This is a genomic window from Lysinibacillus sphaericus (genome assembly GCF_001629735.1).
Classification (GTDB): Bacteria; Bacillota; Bacilli; order Bacillales_A; family Planococcaceae; genus Lysinibacillus; species Lysinibacillus pinottii.
In genome coordinates, this window is record NZ_CP015224.1 from 3,132,571 (window position 1) to 3,151,726 (window position 19,156).

The 19,156-nt window shown below is 37.6% G+C and carries 18 protein-coding genes; all 18 read right to left on the reverse strand.

The window, feature by feature from the left end; all coding sequences use genetic code 11:
* Positions 1-21: 21 nt before the first annotated feature.
* On the reverse strand, positions 22-1,653 hold the full coding sequence (locus tag A2J09_RS15440) for a YceG family protein (protein ID WP_012292120.1): 1,632 nt from the start codon (positions 1,651-1,653) through the stop codon (positions 22-24).
* A 359-nt stretch (positions 1,654-2,012) separates the two neighbouring features.
* Complete coding sequence (locus A2J09_RS15445) at positions 2,013-2,825, reverse strand: HAD family hydrolase (protein WP_036160461.1); 813 nt, start codon at positions 2,823-2,825, stop codon at positions 2,013-2,015.
* A gap of 11 nt (positions 2,826-2,836) precedes the next feature.
* On the reverse strand, positions 2,837-3,937 hold the full coding sequence (locus A2J09_RS15450; RefSeq protein WP_036160459.1) for a cysteine protease StiP family protein: 1,101 nt from the start codon (positions 3,935-3,937) through the stop codon (positions 2,837-2,839).
* Positions 3,937-5,295 (reverse strand): phosphoribosyltransferase family protein, encoded by a 1,359-nt coding sequence (locus tag A2J09_RS15455; protein ID WP_012292117.1) that lies wholly within the window; start codon positions 5,293-5,295, stop codon positions 3,937-3,939. Before A2J09_RS15455 ends, A2J09_RS15450 begins: the two co-directional genes overlap by 1 nt.
* Complete coding sequence (locus tag A2J09_RS15460) at positions 5,276-6,469, reverse strand: HpcH/HpaI aldolase/citrate lyase family protein (protein WP_012292116.1); 1,194 nt, start codon at positions 6,467-6,469, stop codon at positions 5,276-5,278. Before A2J09_RS15460 ends, A2J09_RS15455 begins: the two co-directional genes overlap by 20 nt.
* A 122-nt stretch (positions 6,470-6,591) precedes the next feature.
* Positions 6,592-6,777: a hypothetical protein gene (locus A2J09_RS15465; protein WP_012292115.1), complete on the reverse strand. Its 186-nt coding sequence runs from the start codon at positions 6,775-6,777 to the stop codon at positions 6,592-6,594.
* Between the two features lie 109 nt (positions 6,778-6,886).
* Positions 6,887-7,462: a TerD family protein gene (locus tag A2J09_RS15470; RefSeq protein ID WP_012292114.1), complete on the reverse strand. Its 576-nt coding sequence runs from the start codon at positions 7,460-7,462 to the stop codon at positions 6,887-6,889.
* 33 nt (positions 7,463-7,495) lie between these two features.
* The gene (locus A2J09_RS15475) at positions 7,496-8,077 is read right to left on the reverse strand and encodes a TerD family protein (RefSeq protein ID WP_012292113.1); all 582 of its coding nucleotides are present in this window, start codon (positions 8,075-8,077) and stop codon (positions 7,496-7,498) included.
* Between the two features lie 32 nt (positions 8,078-8,109).
* Entirely contained in the window at positions 8,110-8,727 is a 618-nt protein-coding gene (locus A2J09_RS15480) for a TerD family protein (RefSeq protein ID WP_012292112.1), read from the reverse strand.
* A gap of 264 nt (positions 8,728-8,991) precedes the next feature.
* On the reverse strand, positions 8,992-9,888 hold the full coding sequence (gene nikC / locus A2J09_RS15485; RefSeq protein ID WP_012292111.1) for a nickel transporter permease: 897 nt from the start codon (positions 9,886-9,888) through the stop codon (positions 8,992-8,994).
* A gap of 12 nt (positions 9,889-9,900) precedes the next feature.
* On the reverse strand, positions 9,901-10,905 hold the full coding sequence (locus A2J09_RS15490; RefSeq protein ID WP_031416888.1) for an ABC transporter permease: 1,005 nt from the start codon (positions 10,903-10,905) through the stop codon (positions 9,901-9,903).
* A 225-nt stretch (positions 10,906-11,130) separates the two neighbouring features.
* The gene (locus A2J09_RS15495; protein WP_012292109.1) at positions 11,131-12,747 is read right to left on the reverse strand and encodes an ABC transporter substrate-binding protein; all 1,617 of its coding nucleotides are present in this window, start codon (positions 12,745-12,747) and stop codon (positions 11,131-11,133) included.
* 31 nt (positions 12,748-12,778) lie between these two features.
* Positions 12,779-13,759 carry an ABC transporter ATP-binding protein gene (locus A2J09_RS15500; protein WP_031416885.1) on the reverse strand — a complete coding sequence of 327 codons (981 nt, stop codon included), beginning with the start codon at positions 13,757-13,759 and terminating at the stop codon, positions 12,779-12,781.
* The gene (locus A2J09_RS15505) at positions 13,734-14,747 is read right to left on the reverse strand and encodes an ABC transporter ATP-binding protein (protein WP_012292107.1); all 1,014 of its coding nucleotides are present in this window, start codon (positions 14,745-14,747) and stop codon (positions 13,734-13,736) included. The genes A2J09_RS15500 and A2J09_RS15505 overlap by 26 nt, the downstream gene beginning before the upstream one ends.
* Before the next feature lie 299 nt (positions 14,748-15,046).
* On the reverse strand, positions 15,047-16,771 hold the full coding sequence (locus tag A2J09_RS15510) for an ABC transporter ATP-binding protein (RefSeq protein WP_012292106.1): 1,725 nt from the start codon (positions 16,769-16,771) through the stop codon (positions 15,047-15,049).
* Positions 16,772-16,975: 204 nt separating this feature from the next.
* Positions 16,976-17,524 (reverse strand): nucleoside tri-diphosphate phosphatase, encoded by a 549-nt coding sequence (locus A2J09_RS15515; RefSeq protein ID WP_025115837.1) that lies wholly within the window; start codon positions 17,522-17,524, stop codon positions 16,976-16,978.
* 280 nt (positions 17,525-17,804) lie between these two features.
* Complete coding sequence (locus A2J09_RS23140; protein ID WP_008173504.1) at positions 17,805-17,981, reverse strand: gamma-type small acid-soluble spore protein; 177 nt, start codon at positions 17,979-17,981, stop codon at positions 17,805-17,807.
* 88 nt (positions 17,982-18,069) lie between these two features.
* Positions 18,070-19,113, reverse strand: coding sequence for an A/G-specific adenine glycosylase (gene mutY, locus A2J09_RS15520; RefSeq protein ID WP_012292104.1), 1,044 nt, complete (start codon positions 19,111-19,113; stop codon positions 18,070-18,072).
* Positions 19,114-19,156: the final 43 nt, after the last annotated feature.

A 19,156-nucleotide genomic window follows, 5' to 3' on the forward strand; every position in this document is an offset into this window, starting at 1 on the left:
GTCGCCGCCTCCTTCCTATCATCAGAAAAAGCGATTAAAGAGCTTTTTAATAATTTTATCCGGTGCCGCTTTTTGCTGCGATGGTTCTTCATAAGGCAAATCAAATAACATATGCTCTAAACGATGCACATCATATGTGTCCTCCAGCAGATGCTTTTCTAAATCTAATTGTCCAGTCGGATTATAAAAAATGATATCCATACCGAAACGATTTAAAAATGCTAATAAGGCAATATCTTCGCGCGATAATGCAGGTTGCTGCGGCGCTTGATACATAATAATCTTCGGTATCTCTTGTGAATAGTCGAAGCTTTGCAATAATCGCAGTATTTCTTGAGGAATCATTGTCAGCTGCTTAAATACAAATAACTGTAAATCATATAAAGTCTCATTTGGTTGCTGTTTTAACATTGGTTGCTCACAAGATGTTTTGATCGTATACGCAATGGCTTGTTGCAGCTCCAATGATAATTCACCATACTGCCACCAATCACTTTGTATAATACGTTCTGCTGAAAGTTCACCATTTACTAAGCAATGTTTATAGTGAAAATGAAAGTTGGCCTTGCTTGTTTTTGTAAAAGGAAATTCCTGCACGAAGATAGTTTGTGGGTTTATTAATAACTGATGCATGAAATGCCAGTATTCCTCACGCTGGCTTGAGACTCCGCTGATTTTTGCAAAGATGACAGGAATCACTACTTCATTTCCATTGACATCAAATTGGGGTCGTACCAATGCCTTTTCCTTCGCATAAATAAAAATATCATCATAGGTCATACGCAAAGTTAGTGAGCGTGGCATAAAATCTTTGAATTGCCACGGTCTATAGACTCCTGATTGCTGGTCATGCATTAATTGTTCAAAATGCTGACTAGAACGATAGCCTACAGTTGCCTGACGATCACGGAGCTTGTCAGGAAATGGCTGTAATGATGTTTGGCTTGTATATGAATAGCTGATGGAAAAATCATCATTAGGATCCACCTCAGCAAATTCATCTACTTTTGCTGGATGAAATATTAATACATCACAGCCAAGTTCCATTAGGAGTAACAAAAAATATCGCTGACTAACAGTGGCCTCTCCATACCAAACAACTTTAGGGAAATCATCGGTTGGCTTCAAAGCTTTAGCCCATTGAATCCAATGGTTTTTTAACCACTTCACCAGATCAATTAAGAAACGACGAAATTCATTGGAAAGTAAACCTAGCGATTGTTGATGTTGAAATAATTCTATAACCTTAATAGTCGTTAGCTGTAAATGTCGATTCATAATGCTGTCATCATGTTTTGGAATCAGTTGATACCCATACATCATCGCCACTAAACGATTAATGGTAAGTCCTTTAGGTGTTTGCTGATGCTGCGATAAAATATTTTGTATGGCTTGAAAGTCTTTTTGTTCAATGTGCTTATTTAATTCTTCACTTAAAATATGAATATTTTGGTTTTGAGATAAGGTATATAATGAATTAAAATATTCATCTTCCTCGATTGGTACGCCTAAAACGCGTAGAGCCATACGGCTAAAACATATTTGTTGTGGTGTTTCCTCATAAAATGCACGATTCTTTGGTGAATCTTGAAACGCCTGTAGCCAATCATCTTGATTACGCTCGACTATTGTTTTTATTGTGATTGTTTGCATACAAACGCACCCCCTAAAAAAATCATCCTTAAGCTTAATTCAACGGATATATAAATTTAATCAATATTATTTTCTTCATATTCTCTAGTAATTTTTGAAAACGTTAAACGTAAATAAAATCAAAACTAACATCCCAAAAAGGCAATCAAGTAAAATAAGAAGTTTTATTCCACTATCACATAAGTAAAACTCCTGTAAAAACCTAAGATGATTGCCGCCATTACTTCGAAAAACCTCATGTTCAATCCACCTTCGGCACAACAACTTGGTTGTATGCTAACGAGGAAGTACTTGACGAAAAATTATTACATCACATTTGCATCTGTGAAGATACTGATGATTTAGCGGTAGCGAAAAAACTATACTACTGTTTGTTGTGTAGTATGCTGTAAAACAGCCTGAAGCAAATGCTTGGTAAATGCTTCACCCTCATACGGCGAGTATGTTGTATTAAGTAGTGTTTCTGGCTGTTTATCCTTTAAATCACCATGGTTTGGTGTAAAAGCCACATCAGCCATCTTCAACATGCCATAATCCATCATAGAATCGCCTGCTGCTATATGCACATCGTATGTACAAAACTCCATCATATATTGTATGGCAGCTTCCTTGGTCAAAACCTTTGGCATGAAATATAGTTTTTTCCCTTGCAGAAAAACGTACCAACCATGGGTATCGAATTCTTGAGTCATGGCGCGTAAATCATCCTGTTGTAAAACATCCAGATTTACATGATGGACATAAAAAAGGTCATCTATATAGAAAGAACGTTGTAGCCATGTATCAGATTTGATGGTGTGAAATATTTGTAACATATCCTCACGTGGAATTGAAGAATCTTCAATACGTCTACCTAATGTTTTGGTCCATTTGTCGCATGGCTGACCCTTTTCTAATATTGTACCCCCATTGCTCGTAATTGCAAAAGAAGGGTTCAGGTCATTTATAAAATGGATTCTTTTATATTGATGCAACGCTCTAGTTGTAACAGGGACAAATAGTGTTTGCTGATGAACCTGTTGCAATAAAATAGCTGTTTCTTTTGTCATCATGCTCATCTTTTCATTAGCCTTATGTTCAACGACCACTTTATCTGAAATAGGCGGAAACATCTCCATCATGCGTTTAGAATAAATCAGTGTTCTATCTAAATCTGATGTGAATAATATCATTTTGAACTCCTCTATAATTCTTTTATTAAGCCGCAACATGCGTAGGACATATGCGAATATTCTTCTAATACTACATTTTTTTCATGAGCTAATAATAAAATATGCTCTAGCTCATCCTTATACTGTGGATTAATTAAGATTTTCCAAGGTATTCGTCGCAATAAAACTCGGGTCGTTTCTCCAACACCTGGTTTAATAAGGTTAATGTTTTCCATGTCAAAATCCAATTGAATATTTTGGACCGATTTCATACCTGCCCACGTAATAAGAGAGGTAGCTTCATCCTGAAGTTGACTGGTAATTTCATTCCGTACTTGCTTGAAGCATGCGACTATACGATTTATGTACAAGTTCGAGACATCCATATCTTCTAATTCTTTATAGTATTTTGCTCCATGGAAGTCGTCCTTATCCATAAACTGCAAATTTAAAACGGTTCTGCTTACCAAGCCAGAGACAGTTGAATTTAAACAAGCAGAAGGAATTAAAAAATCTTCGCGAGTTCCAAAAATCGTAGCACAATGCCCTGGATCTGCTAATACAGCTAGATCCGCTTTTAACTGCGTTTGATATTGTTCATTAAACGTTTGACAAGATTGAATCAATTCTTTGGTTATAGCGCCTTTTCCCGTCCAACCATCAATAAATTGAAGACAGCCTTGAGGATGTTCTGAAAGAATGTAACGTATCGCCGCCTCATCAAATCCACGACCACGCAAAATAGAAATAGAATAATGTGGTACATCCACCTTATAGTTCATTGATATGTAACGTTTAATTAAAATACCGATTGGTGTACCTGCTCTGGCTAAACTTACAAGTATTAAATTTTCTAACCCTCTACTTTTGACGATACGTTCTGCTACTACCCCAACAGCGATAGCAATTCTATCCGCGAAAGCATCCAAGGTTTTATAAAATAGCTTCATATATGTTTTAGATGGTTGATATTCCATTGGTAACATTTCAGAGTAATGCGTACCTGCTTGAATAAGCTGTTCCCGTTTTTCATTACCCATCTCTAGAAAAACATTTCCAATATCACGCAATAAAAAAATTACGTCCTCTCGTGCATAGCTACCCATGTTATCTGGCTGTAAAGTCGATGTCATCATACTCCCTCCAACTCATGCATACAAATCACATATACCTTCGCCCCACTAACCGACTGAAGAGCTGCCACCATTCGATCTACTACCTCTTTATTGGATATACGTTCTATTATTAGAAAAAGTTCCGTATATAGTTGGCTCTGGACATTATATAAATAATTTTCAACCCCGTTATTTTCGGGACTCTCAAATACAATTTTTTCTGTAATTGTATAATCTACATCGTCTGTACAATAAATAGGACTGCGAGTTGATGATTGGAAATAAACACCTTCCCCTAAATAGGATGCAATTTGCATAGGTACATACATAAACTCACCTGTTCCAATCACCAAAGCTGGTCCATCCGTTCGTAGTTCCTTTAATTGCTTGGCGATGGCTTGTAACATGTTCATTTGTTCAAAATGCTGTTTTGATGTTAGCATAAATCTTCCTGTTGCTTTTAGGTACGGCTGATTGTTTATTTTGCCATTCTCTGCAACAGAATAATAGAAAAGACGATCAATGGAGTCTTTAATGGGCAGTAGAGTGATATCCCTAGTAGCAATAGTCGTTACCTTCGGCTGTACACTTGTTAAACTAGGTACTCCTGTACAATTGAATGTCCCACACATTATGGAGATAAATTTAATAGAAATTTCCCATTGCTCTTCTAATTGCTGAAAGACTATTCGCTGCTGCTCTGATCGCCAATCTAAAATAGATAGGACGACGTACTGTTTAACATCAGGAAACTTCTTTTTTAATGTTTCAATTATGTTGATGACCGTATTCCCAGTCGTAATTTCATCATCTATTAATACGATACGCTTAGCTTGCTGTAAAACATTAGGTTCCTCTGTATAAATTCTATGGCTTGTCGCATGGGAATGTTCTTCCTCGAATGTGACAAATGGTTCAATATGAGGAATAACTTCACGAGTAGTATGGATATACATAGCATTTGATTGAAATGCATTAAATACGGCATGCCCAAGTGCAGTGGCCGTCTCCGCAAATCCAATAAACAATGTCTTATGTGCTAACTCTACGCTTCCTTTCATAGAATTTTGTAGCTCCTCTAAATTTATGCCTTCTTTTAAAGCTTGAACAACAGGCGTAATCGTATTGACTTTTTGATTATTACCTTGCTGGTCGTACATCATAGCTAAAAGAGCTCCTGTTAGTAAAGGGATTTGCGGTCGAACAGCCAAATGCTTGCCAAGCACAGTGCTTATAAATAAAAATTGTCGCTTCTTATTAATACGAGCAGCCATTTGAAATAAATCTGTTAGCGCAAAATCGTGTGGGTTATGGGTGATTTCAATGTCAATTGAATAGTTTGGTAAAATAGTAAGTTTACTCATTTGTTGTTGCATACATATGACCACCTAGTTCTGAATTTAATAATAGGGAGGCGAAATCCACAGTTTCATGATAAACGCCATAGACATGTGCCTGTTTTAAAATACGTTGTGCCCACCGCATATGTGGTTTGATTTCATTCATTTTATTAGCATAATGACTTTTCATCACACCTTTACTACCATCATTATGTTCCACAATACTAAGTGCATCTAAATACTCCTCATATGAAATAGCGTATAGTGCATGCACAACACGGATATGACTTGGATGAATCACCGTTTTACCCACAATTCCATTTTGTTTGTCCATTAAAACTTCCTTTATTAGTCCATCTAAGCAATCGTCTAATAACGCTTTCCTCGTTTCAAGCGCACCCTTCTCACTAAATGGCGTCATGCGTAAGGCTGGTTTTAACACACGCTGATTACTAAAATACTCCCATACTGGCCCAGATATCACAAAGCCATCTTCCTCACGCCCTAAAACATTCACTATATCCGCTATACAATCCCTTATTAAGCTAATGTCATATATGGTCGAGTCCATACGGCGGCGAATTCCATAAATTCCACAAAAATCAGTAGCGCCAATTCGTATATTCAACACCCTTGATTGGTACTGCTGTAAAACCGATTTAATGGCTAATAATGCCTCCATACGAGATTCTTTATAGAGTACCTCCCTACTTTCTAAAATTGGCATCCCGTATAAGGTAAGATTATTCTCTAGAATTGTTTTCTCAAGAAGCTCAAAATATTGTGCCCCTTGTGTTGCTGTAAATTTCGGAAAGACATACCCAGTTAAAACTTCCTGCTTCTCTTTTAAACTAGAAGTTAAATAATTAAATTGTTCAACATGACGCACACGAATAAAAAGTAAGGGAATATCTTGGAGTAGCAATTGTTTTTGGTGATAGAGTTTGTATAATTCGCTAATGTCTTCAAGCAATTTTGCCTCACAATCACCTAATTCTGAATCCCCCACTGCATCCTCTAAATCAATGACAAGTGACGTGAGTTCTTTATATTTTTGTGATTGAATCAAACCTACAATATTAGGCATGGAAGCGGGCATATACAAAGTAGCCCCTAGTGCATAGGATAAAATATCTGGCGTTGCCCATTTCGTAAAAGGCTGCGGCTTCTTATAAAAAATTGTCTCTGCTTCTGTTGCAAAGTGTTGCATCTAATCCACTCCCCTATAATTATGCCTTTTGTAAAAAAAGCACTGTATCAGCCTGTTTATACAGACCAATACAGTGCCTTGTTACACTGCTGTTTTCTAATTCATCCTGTGTACAACAAATGTCAATAAGAACTCAATAAGAACGCAGCAATTAGAATAATGAAAAATGCTTCATGTAATAGATGGAATCCAAAAATATGCGCAAACATATTCCATACAATAGTCGGAATTAGTATATAAGCACTCGTTTCAAGCTCTGACACTCGTTCAATTAAACATAGGAATACAAGAGCAATCGTATGCATCATGAGTATTCCTACATCCCGCCTACTAATAGAACCTATACTTTAAAAACTGTGCATATGTACTTAATATCTCATTAATTACATCCACACAAAAACCTCGTCATATACCTAGTTATTGTAGGCCATATGCGTTGATTAATGCTGCTAAGCCACCTTGATAGCCTGAGCCTATTGCGGCAAACTTCCACTCGCCATTATGACGATACAGCTCACAAAATACTACGGCTGTTTCAATACTGAAATCCTCGCCTAAATCATAACGCAATACCTCTGCTCCTGACTCTTCATTTGTCAAACGAACATAAGCATTTAGGACTTGTCCAAAGTTTTGATGACGTCCCTCTGCATCATAGATAGTGACCGTTACAACAATCTTGTCAATTTGAGGAGATACTTGCTTTAAGTTGACAAGGATTTTTTCATCATCCCCATCCCCTTCCCCTGTGCGGTTATCACCCGCATGAACAACTGATTGGTCTGGACTCGCTAAATTATTGTAAAAGATAAAATCTTGTTCATTACGACACTTGCCCGATGCATCTAGTAAAAATACAGATGCATCAAGGTCAAAATCTTGCCCACCATCAAACTGTTTGACATCCCAGCCTAAGCCAATGCCGATGTTGTTTAAACCAGGGTCTTGCTTCGTTAAATCAATTCTTTGCCCTTTACTTAATTGGATAGCCATTCAAAATCTCCCTTTCCGTCCAAAGATGAAAATTTAGTTTACGTTCAAGCCGTAGTCATTACATAAAGCAGCTAAGCCACCTTGATAGCCAGCACCTACTGCGTTAAATTTCCATTCTCCGTTATGACGATATAATTCACCAACTACAATAGCTGTTTCAATACTGAAGTCCTCACCTAAATCATAGCGAATTAGTTCTTGGTTGGATGCAGCATTTACAATGCGAATGTATGCATTCGATACCATACCGAAGTTTTGATTGCGTGACTCTGCATCATGAATAGTTACAGTGAATGCAAGTCGTTGAACATGGGCAGGAACTTGAGCTAATGCAACTTTCACCACTTCATCGTCACCTTCACCAATACCTGTTAAATTGTCACCTGAATGTTCAACTGATCCGTTACCGCCTGTTGTATTGTTGTAGAAAATAAAGTCATTTTGATCTGCTACTTTTCCTGTATCGGCAAGTAAAAATACAGAGGAATCTAAATCAAAATCATTTCCACCATCATATTTATTTGTATCCCAACCTAAACCAACAATTACATTTGTTAATCCCGGATTTGTTTTCGTTAAATCTACCTTTTGACCTTTTTGTAGTGAAATACCCATGCTTTTTCTTCCTCCTAAATAGTCGTTTTATTTTATTGATATCTTCGAACAACGTCGCCAAGTTTGAGATCGTTCGTTCCTGAACCAACTGCTGCGAATTTCCATTCAGTTTGATGGCGGTAAATTTCACCACAGATTAACGTCGTTAAATTCGAATAATCATCACTTAAATTATAGCGAATTAGTTCGCTTCCTGTCCTGTCATCATACACACGGATATATGCATTTCGAATCATACCAAAGTGTTGGTTTCTGCCTGCCGCATCATAGATGTTTACGACAAACACTAGCTTATTAAATTGTGTCGGAACAGACGATAGCTCAATTGTGATTACTTCATCATCCCCATCGCCATCTCCCGTTAAGTTATCACCTGAATGTCGAACAGAGCCACAGTTACTTGTTAATTTGCCAAAGTAAATGACATCGTCCCCAGCTAAAACTTTATCGTCTTGCAGCATTAATACAGAGGCGTCACAGTCAACGCTTCTACCACTGCCACTATTTCTACTAGAAAATAAACCGCCAAGGAAGCCACCACTTTTTTCTTGGCCGACAGGGTCCCATCCTAAACCTACTTTAATCTTGTTTAATCCTGCGTTCCCTTTTGTTAAATCAACACGTTGTCCTTTTTGTAAATTAATTGCCAATTTGATCACCCTCCTAAAATATGTATTCTAATTAAAAGATTATATGTAAAGTCATCATCTACCCAGTAAGATGGCCTTTATTAACCATACTTTCAGTCTAAAATAACGTGACAAAAAATTCAATAAATGGCTCCGAAAGGTTCTCTTTTTTTATTTATTGTTATAGGAATATTTCTATAAAGGACGCTTCACCTGTAAAAGAGTTCCTTTTCGAAAGAGCCGAAAAAAACCTTCTAACTTGTAGAAGGCTCATGAATCTAATTACTAATTTTTCATTTTCGGATCTAGTGCATCACGTAAACCATCACCCATTAAGTTAAAGCCAAGAACCGTTAACATAATCGCTAACCCTGGAAAAATCATTGTCCATGGTGCGTTTAATAAAAACTTCCTAGCATCCGCAAGCATTTTTCCCCATTCAGGTGCTGGTGCTTGCGCGCCTAGACCAAGGAAACCTAATGCCGCCGCTTCAATAATGGCAGTTGCAATAGCTAGCGTCCCCTGTACAATAATCGGAGTGATAGAATTTGGCAAAATGTGAGAAAACAGAATTCGTGAATCACGCATGCCAATAGCCTTTGCCGCTACAATATATTCTTCTTCTTTAACACTTAATACTTTAGAGCGGATTAAGCGCCCAAAGTTCGGTATGTTAATAATAGCAATGGCAATTAATGCATTTTGTAAAGATGGACCTAGCACTGATACGACCGCAATCGCCAGCAGCATACTAGGGAAAGCTAGCATAATATCAAAAATACGTGAAATAATCGTATCAATCCATTTCCCATAATAGCCTGCGATAATGCCAAGTAAACTACCAATTATAACGGATAAAATAACGGAAAAAAAGCCTACCCATAGTGAAATCCTTGCACCATGTATGATTCTCGAAAAGATATCCCGTCCAAAATCATCCGTTCCAAACCAATGATCAGCGGATGGTGCCAGTAAACGCTTCGTTAAATCTTGTTCATTGATGCCCTGTGGTGCAATGAAAGGACCAATGACAGCCAGTAAAACGAAGAATATAACGATTCCTGCTCCTACGAGTGAAACTTTGCTCTTTTTAAAGCTACGCCAGCCTTCGAGCCATGGACCTACTGCCCTTTCTCGCACTGGTGCTGCTTCTTTTTTTATATCGATTGCTCCAGTCATCATTGCAACTCCCTTCTACTTGTATTTAATACGCGGATCGACAACTGTATACAGTAAATCCACGATTAAGTTAATCATGATGAAAATAAATGCAACGATTAAAATTCCTGATTGAATCACAGGATAATCCCTGAAGCCAATCGCATCATAAATATAGCGACCAATTCCTGGCCAACTAAAAATAGTCTCTGTTAAAATGGCCCCACCAAGCAGTAATCCTGTTTGTAAACCAATTACTGTTAACACAGGAATAACGGCATTCTTTAAAGCATGCTTATAAACCACAATAAACATTTTTTGGCCTTTTGCTCTTGCAGTGCGAACATAATCTGAGCGCATAACCTCTAGCATAGAAGATCTTGTAATTCTTGCAATGATAGCCATCGGAATAGTTGCCAGTGCGACACCTGGTAATATGAGTCGCTTTAAGACTTCGACGAATTGATCGAAGCGACCTTGAATGAGCGTATCCAATAAATAAAAATGGGTTATGGCGGTTATAGGATTTCGGACATCTTCTCGGCCAGAGGTAGGCAACCAACCAAGCTTACTACTAAATGTCCATTGCTCCATCAACCCAAGCCAGAACACCGGTACAGAAACACCGATTAATGCAACAATCATCGCTGTATAATCAAACCAAGAATTTTGAAACCAAGCAGAAATAATACCAGCATTCACACCGATAACTATCGCAATAATCATCGCAAAAAAGGCGAGCTCAGCTGTTGCAGCTAAGTATGGAAAAATTTCATCTGATACAGGTAATTTTGTACGTAAGGAAACCCCTAAATCTCCCTGAAAAATGCCTGCCAAATAACTAAAATATTGTGTATACCAGGGTTTGTCTAATCCTAAACTTGCGTTTAATGCCTCGACTGCCTCTTTTGTCGCCTGTTGTCCCAAAATAACTTGAGCGGGATTACCAGGTATTGCTCGTATTAACATAAAGACAATAAAAGTCATTCCAAGCAAAACTGGGATTAGTTGAAATAAACGTCTCCCCATATAGTGAAGCATGTTCATCACCTCTCTATGATTTTCATAATCTACTTTGAAGTCTTTATATACTGTTGAAAGGTTGAGCCTTCACCAAACGGTTTTGAATGTTTAGATGAGTGATCTTTCATACAGGAGAAAATGATATGGTTTTCTTATACTAGAAAAGAATCTGCTAGAATTCCACGGCTTACCCGCAGAAAAGCAAGCAGATTCACTAATTCTTTTATTCAACTCATAAAATGACTATTGAATATCTACCGCACCTAAACGGTCAGAGCCAGTAGGATGCGCAATATAATTTGTAACTTTCTTGTTAGCAGCTAAAATTGGAGTAGAGTGAGCAAGCGGAACCCATGGTGCATCCTCAGAAATAATGACTTGAGCTTGCTTATAAAGCTCATTACGCTTGTCCTCATCGACTTCAGTTTGAGCGGCTGTTAACAACTTGTGTAATTCTTGATTATCATAGAATGTATAGTTGTTCGAGCCTATATTATCTCCATCTAATAAAGTATATAAGAAGTTATCCGCATCCCCATTATCACCTGTCCAGCCAAGTAAGAATGCATCCGCCTCACCATTTTGTGCTTTCTCTAGATAAGTAGCCCATTCAAATGACACAATTTTAGATTTAATGCCTACATCCTCTAGGTTCTTTTGAATCGCTTCTGCCACTTTTTGACCGTCAGGCATGTATGGACGTGGTACTGGCATTGCCCAAAGCTCAATTTCCTTGCCATCGTAACCTGCTTCAGCAAGTAATGCTTTCGCCTTTTCCGGATCATACGTATAGCCTGCAACTTCATCATTATAGCCAGAAATTACTGGTGGCATTGGGTTTTTCGCTGGCTCTGCTAGCCCTTCATAAAATGCATCCACTAATGCTTGCTTATCAATTGCATAGTTAACTGCCTGACGCACTTTTACATTATCAAATGGAGGGCGTGTCACTGTTAACCCTAGATAGCCAACGTTCATAGATGGACGCTCAATTAATTGTAAATTAGCATCCCCCTCAATTGTTCCTTTATCGGATGGACTAATGCCATCAGCTACATCAATATTGCCTGCTAATAAATCATTTAAGCGTGCAGAGTTCTCTGGAATAGAACGATAAATTACTTTATCTAATTTAGGATAGCCATCAATATAGTAATCAGGATTTTTCTCAATTGTGATTGAATCATTACGTACCCAGCTGACAAATTTGAAAGGGCCAGTACCTACAGGATTTGCTGACAATCCCTCTTCATCTGCTTCAAATGCAGTGGGTGAAGCAATCGCAAATGGAGACATTGCTAAGTTTTTCAGGAACGGTGCTTGTGGTTGGCTTAGCTTAAAGACAACTGTATAGTCACCCTCTGCATTTACTGACTCAATTACTTGTTTGTCACCAACGAGAAATTGCGAACTAAAATAAGGGTGTTTATCAGCACCTGATTTCCAACGTTCAATATTCTTAACAACTGCCTCAGCATTGAAATCTGTGCCATCATGGAATTTCACACCTTCTTGTAGCTGGAAAGTATACGTTAAACCATCCTCTGATGCCTCCCATGATTTTGCTAAACCTGGCTGAATCGTTACATCTTGTTCACCAAAATTCACCAATGTTTCATAAATATTAGCTGTAACCGTAAAGGATTCACCGTCTGTTACAACAGCAGGGTCTAGTGCTACAGAATCTCCTCCACGACCATACACTAAAATTTTCGGTTCTCCACTGCTAGCTGTATCGCCACCAGTTGAAGTATCTTTACTACCCGTATCCTTTGTATCAGAGCCGCCACAAGCTGCTAAGATCGTCGAGAGAATAAGGAGCAGCATTACTCCTAAAGTCCAAAGCTTCTTTTTCTTCATTCAATTTCCCCCTATGTGGTTTTTATATCATTTAATGTTGAAGTGCCTCATATAGATGACACGCAACATAATGACCTGTTTTCACTTCTTGCATGCTAGGTACTACCTGTGAGCATTGTTCCATTTTAAAAGGACATCTCGTATGGAATGTACAGCCACTTGGCGGATTGGATGCACTCGGAATATCCCCAGTAATAATGATTTGTTCACGTTCAAACGTTGGATCTGGCACTGGGACCGAAGATAAGAGTGCCTGTGTATATGGATGAAGCGGTTCAGCATATAAGCCTTCACTCGCAGTCAACTCTACTAATTTGCCTAAATACATGACGCCAACACGATTGCTAATATGGCGCACAACCCCTAAATCATGAGAAATAAATATATAGGTTAGCTTTAAATCCTTTTGCAGCTTTTGCAATAGATTTAACACTTGTGCCTGTATAGACACATCCAATGCCGATACTGGTTCATCCGCAATGATCAAACGAGGATTGGTCATTAAAGCACGTGCGATACCGATTCGTTGCCTTTGACCACCACTAAACTGATGTGGGTAACGTTTGACATGATATTCATTCAATCCAACAATCTCAAGCAGCTCCAATACCTTTTGCTTCCGCTCCTTGGCACTACCTATTCCGTGAACGATAAGAGGCTCTTCTAAAATTTTGCCAATGTTATGTCTTGGATTTAGAGAGGCATACGGGTCCTGAAAAATCATTTGAATATCTCTACGTGCCTTCCTCATTTCATTATTGGATAATTCAGAAATCATTTTACCTGCGAATTCAATGTTTCCTTCAGTAGGCTCTAGTAATCGCATGAGTAAACGACCTGTTGTTGATTTACCACAGCCCGACTCACCAACAATCCCCAATGTTTCACCTTCAAAAACCTCAAATGAAACATCATCCACTGCTTTTACATCCCCGGTTTGTGTATTTAGAACCCCTTTGCGTATGGGGAAATATTTCTTTAAGCCATCAACCTTTAATAACACTTTCGACACGTTGCTCCACCTCCTGCTTCTCTAGTAAAAAACATCTCGATTTATGCTGCTCTGCTGCCTCAAATAAAGGTGGTGTTTCCTGTAAACAACGTTCCATTGCGTATTCACAGCGTGCCGCAAAACGACACCCTACTTGAATACTCCCTGGTTTTGGTACACTTCCAGGGATTGAATATAAATTCTCCTTTTTAAATCGCATATCAGGCACTGATTGAATAAGACCTTGTGTATAAGGATGCTTCGGATTAGCGAATATTTCTTGAATCGGTGCCTCCTCTACAACTTGTCCAGCATACATGACAATCACACGCTCACAGGTTTCTGCTACAACGCCTAAATCATGTGTAATTAATAGTACTGCTGTATTCAATCGTTTATTTAAATCTTTCATAAGTTGTAAAATTTGAGCTTGAATCGTAACGTCTAAAGCAGTTGTCGGTTCGTCCGCAATTAAAACCTGTGGATCACAGACAAGTGCCATTGCAATCATGACCCGTTGACGCATCCCTCCCGATAGCTGATGCGGGTAATCCTTTAGTAATTCTTCAGCACGTGGTAAACCTACAAGTTTCACAATTTCAACTGCTCTGGCAAACGCTTTCTTTCTCGACCATTTTGGATTATGTATTAAAATGGCCTCCTTTAATTGATCACCAATTGTAAACAAGGGATTTAGTGAAGTCATAGGCTCCTGAAAAATCATAGCTATGTCTTTTCCACGAATTTTCTGCATTTGTTTTTCTGTATAATTCACTAGATTTTTACCATCTAGCAATATTTCACCACCGGTTATTTTGCCAGGGGGTGATGGAATTAATCCCATGATGGACAGTGACGTAACACTTTTACCACTTCCCGATTCACCGACAATCCCTAATATTTCTCCTTCTTGGACAGAAAAATCGATATCATCTACAGCAGGAATTTGTCCATTATCTGTGAAAAAGGTTGTTTTTAAACCTTTTATTTCTAGTAGCTTTTTCCTCATGCGCAACGTCCCACCCTACCTATATTTTACTTAATTGTATAAATTATATTAACAGAATACTATAACTTTTGTTAAATTCCCTATTTTCAGATAATTCTAACTAAAAAACATCACTCTTTCAATCATTAATATTCTGCAAATTACATAGAATTTCTACAATAATCGTCTTTAATAATAATTAAATCTTATAAAGAGATAATTTTTTACATTTATCAAAAAAAAATAGCCTTCCATTTAAAAATAAATGAAAGACTTTTTTTAAAAATTTCACATTTGTTGATTTTCGTATAATTTCATTATTACTCCAAATGTTGCACTTGGAATAAATCATAATATGTCCCTTGTTCCATCATTAATTGCTCATGAGTACCGCTTTCGATTAATTGACCATGGTCTATAACAAAAATCTTGTCAGCATGTGTGATAGTCGAAAGACGATGAGCAATAATTATGGTTGTTCGTTCATGAGCCAGCTCCTCTAATGACTCCTGAATCAATGCTTCACTCTCTAAATCCAGCGCTGAAGTTGCTTCGTCAAGGATTAAAATCGGAGGATTTTTTAAAAATACTCGAGCAATGGCAACTCGTTGTTTTTGCCCACCTGATAGTTTTACTCCACGTTCACCTACTTTAGTGTCATATCCATTTGGCAGAGTCATAATAAAATCATGAGCATTTGCTGCTTTGGCAGCCTCAATCACTTGCTCATCTGTCGCATCAGGTTTTCCCATTAAAATATTTTCTTTAACAGAGTCACTGAAGAGTATATTATCTTGTAGGACAATTCCAATTTGAGAACGTAGTGAGTGCAATGTGACATCTCTTACATCCTGTCCATCAATTGTTACGAAACCATCCGTTGCATCATAAAACCGAGGTATTAAGCTAATAATTGTGGATTTACCACCACCACTCATGCCGACGAAGGCGACAGTCTCACCAGGATTAATAGTAAAATTAATATTTTTTAAAATAGATACCCCATCTTTTTCATATTGGAAAGAAACATTATCAAAACGAACTTCTCCTGTCGCGGCTGGTAATTCTCGCGCACCCACTTTATTTTTCACTTCATACGGTTCATCCATTAAATCAAACATTCGATCCATTGATGCAATGGATTGTGTCAACGTTGTTGAAGAACTAACAAGGCGGCGAAGTGGGCCATACAATCGTTCAATATACGCGATAAAGGCAACCATTGTTCCAACAGATAATGTACCATTTATGACTTGATAACCTGCATAAGCAATAACAAGTAAAGGCGCTACATCTGTAATGGTATTTACCACAGCAAAGGATTTAGCATTCCACTTTGTTTGATCAAGGGCCTTCTCTAAAAATTCACCATTTGCTTGATCAAATAGTGTTTGTTCATGTTTTTCTAATGTAAAGCTTTTAACAATACTCATACCAGCTACTCGTTCATGTAAATAGCTTTGCACACCTGCAAGTGCTTGTGAACGTTTACGTGTCAAATCTCTCAGTTTTCCAAAAAAGTACTTCACACTCAATGCATAAAATGGGAACGCTAATAAGGCCACTAATGTTAGCTTAATATCCATTGTTAGCATAATAATGACTGCAATGACAATGGTTGCAAGGTCTAGCCACACATTCATTAAACCCGTCATTACAAAGTTCTTCGTTTGCTCAACATCGTTGATGACCCTTGAAATAACATCACCGGCACGTGTATTGGCATAATATTTTAAGCTTAATCGTTGTAAATGTGCGTAGATTTCTTTCCGAATATCAAACAGCACCTTATTACTAACATGTTGTGCAAAATATTGACGGTAGTATTCGATGGGTGGACGAATAATAAAGAACACAATAATCGTTCCTCCCAGCCAATATAATAGCTCTTTTGTTTTTTCTCCATCTGTTAAGTCGTCCGCAGCAATAATATCATCCAACACAATTTTAATGAGTAATGGAATAAATAAAGGAATAGCAAATTTAACTATACCGATAACAATCGTTAAAACGATCTCCCAAGAATAAGGTTTTACAAAGCGCATATACCGCTTGATGCTTCCCAAATTTTCATCACATCCTTACAAAAAGAAACAGGCATCCAATGATGAATGCCCTATGTATTATAGCAATATTTTGACTAAAATACAGTTATGATGACTTTACCGCTAACTATTTTGCATATGCCTTTCCTAGAAATGGCTACAAGAGGCAATATAAAACACCTATTAGTTAACTAATAGGTGTCACTAACAATCATCTGACTGCATATCTAGCTGGAACTTATAACGATTTGTCCAGACGTCGATGAAATCGGGTGCAAAAGGTCCTCTTTTTTGTTGAATCCAGCTTATTAGCTTATCGACATTGCGCTTTAAAATTTTATCAATCACATCAGGATAAGACATTTCCTTACGATGAAGCTCATATTCATCCTCATCTAAGAGCGTATAAGACATGTCAGGAAAAACTTTAATGTCTAGATCATAGTCGATATATTTAATGGCATTATTATCGAACACAAATGGTGAGCTTAGATTGCAATAATAATACACACCGTCTTCACGTAGCATACAGATGATGTTAAACCAGTGTTCCGCATGGAAATAGCAAATAGAAGGCTCTCTCGTTAGCCATGTACGACCATCGGATTCTGTCACAAGTGTCCGTTCATTCGCACCAATCACAATATTTTTCGTTCCTTTTAAAACCATCGTTTCTTGCCAAACACGGTGGATGCGGCCATTGTGCTTATAGCTATGTATTTGTATCGTTTCTCCTTCTACCGGTAATGCCATTTTGAAGCCCACCTTTTCGTCTATGCTACCTTTATCTAGCAGTCTCTAGTATATTATAGCAATGTGTACGCGAAAGGTGTAGTTAGAAAACCACAAATTTCACTACGCTATTTTGAATTTGTATAAAATTTCGTTAACTTTAAGCGAAATTTATTAAAAGCCCTGCAATATTGGAATTTATTGGTTTACCAAAAGAATATAGAAAGGAGCTGTCTTTTTCATCTTTTCGGATTTTTAGACAGCCCCTTAGAGGTAAATGCAATTATGCAATTACAAAGTGTTACTCACCTAAATCTTGGTTAGTTTTAGAGAAACGACCTGAAGCTGGAGCTTTCTTTTGCTCTGCTTTCGCATTTTGCTTTTGCACTTCATTTACGTCCGTTTCATAACCAAATTCTTCACTTTGACGTTGCATATTTTTATTCGGTTGGAAATTTTGGTTGTTTTGCTTTTTCATTATTCATTCACCTCCACGCTAATTATTGTGTACCGAGGTGAAGAAATTTATGCTCATTAAATAATTGTTTTAAGCAGGATTTATTTTCCTATTTATTATTTTTTACCTCTTCCCATATTTTTAACATAGGAACAGGCATCGGCAATTGTTCTATTTGTTCTTGAGTGAACCAATCGCCCGTTGAAGAGGATTTACACTTCATATAATAGCTATTTATATGCCATGTTAAATGTGAAAACACGTGCTTAAATGAAAGCAGTTCATGCCTAGCTTGTACATTAATGAAACATTCCTTTAAGAAGCTTTCCTCTGTTATCTGACTAGTAGTATCAATCATTGGGAATTGCCATAGTTTAGCTAATAATCCTTCTTCGGGCCGTTGCTCCATTAAAAAACGTCCTTGTTCATCTTGACAGACTAAAATATTGTAACTCAAATGCTTCATCTTCATTTTTTTCGATTTAACTGGCAGTTTTTCCGGTTCACCCTCATTAAACGCTGTACAATATTCTCGCACAGGGCACAATAAACATTTCGGTGACGTAGGCGTACAAATAAGTGCCCCTAGCTCCATTAAGCCTTGGTTAAAGGAAGATGCATTAGTAGGATCAATAAGCTCCTCAACTGCCGCTTCAAAAATCTTTTTAGTTTTGGGTACGGCTATGTCCTCATTTATATTAAGCACTCTGCTTAATACTCGCATAACATTGCCATCTACTGCATGTTCGGGCTTGTTATAGGCAATACTTAAAATAGCACCAGCGGTATAAGGTCCTACACCTTTTAATTTTGATATTTCATGGCGATTATCAGGGACCACGCCTCCATAATTTTCTAAAACCTCACGTGCACCTGCCTGTAAATTGCGCACTCGAGAATAATAGCCAAGTCCTTCCCAATGCTTTAATAAATAATCTTGTGGAGCTTCTGCAAGCAAATCTAATGTTGGAAAACTTTCCATAAAACGATTGTAATAAGGAATAACTGTGTCGACACGTGTCTGCTGTAGCATCACTTCAGAAACCCAAATTTTATATGGATCTGTAGTATGTCTCCACGGTAAGTCGCGTTTCTCAGCGTTAAACCATTCGACTAAAGAATGTCGAAATTCTGTTACATATGGGTAATTCACAGTGACCTCCAATATTTTTACGATTTAATTTATGTTGAAAAGG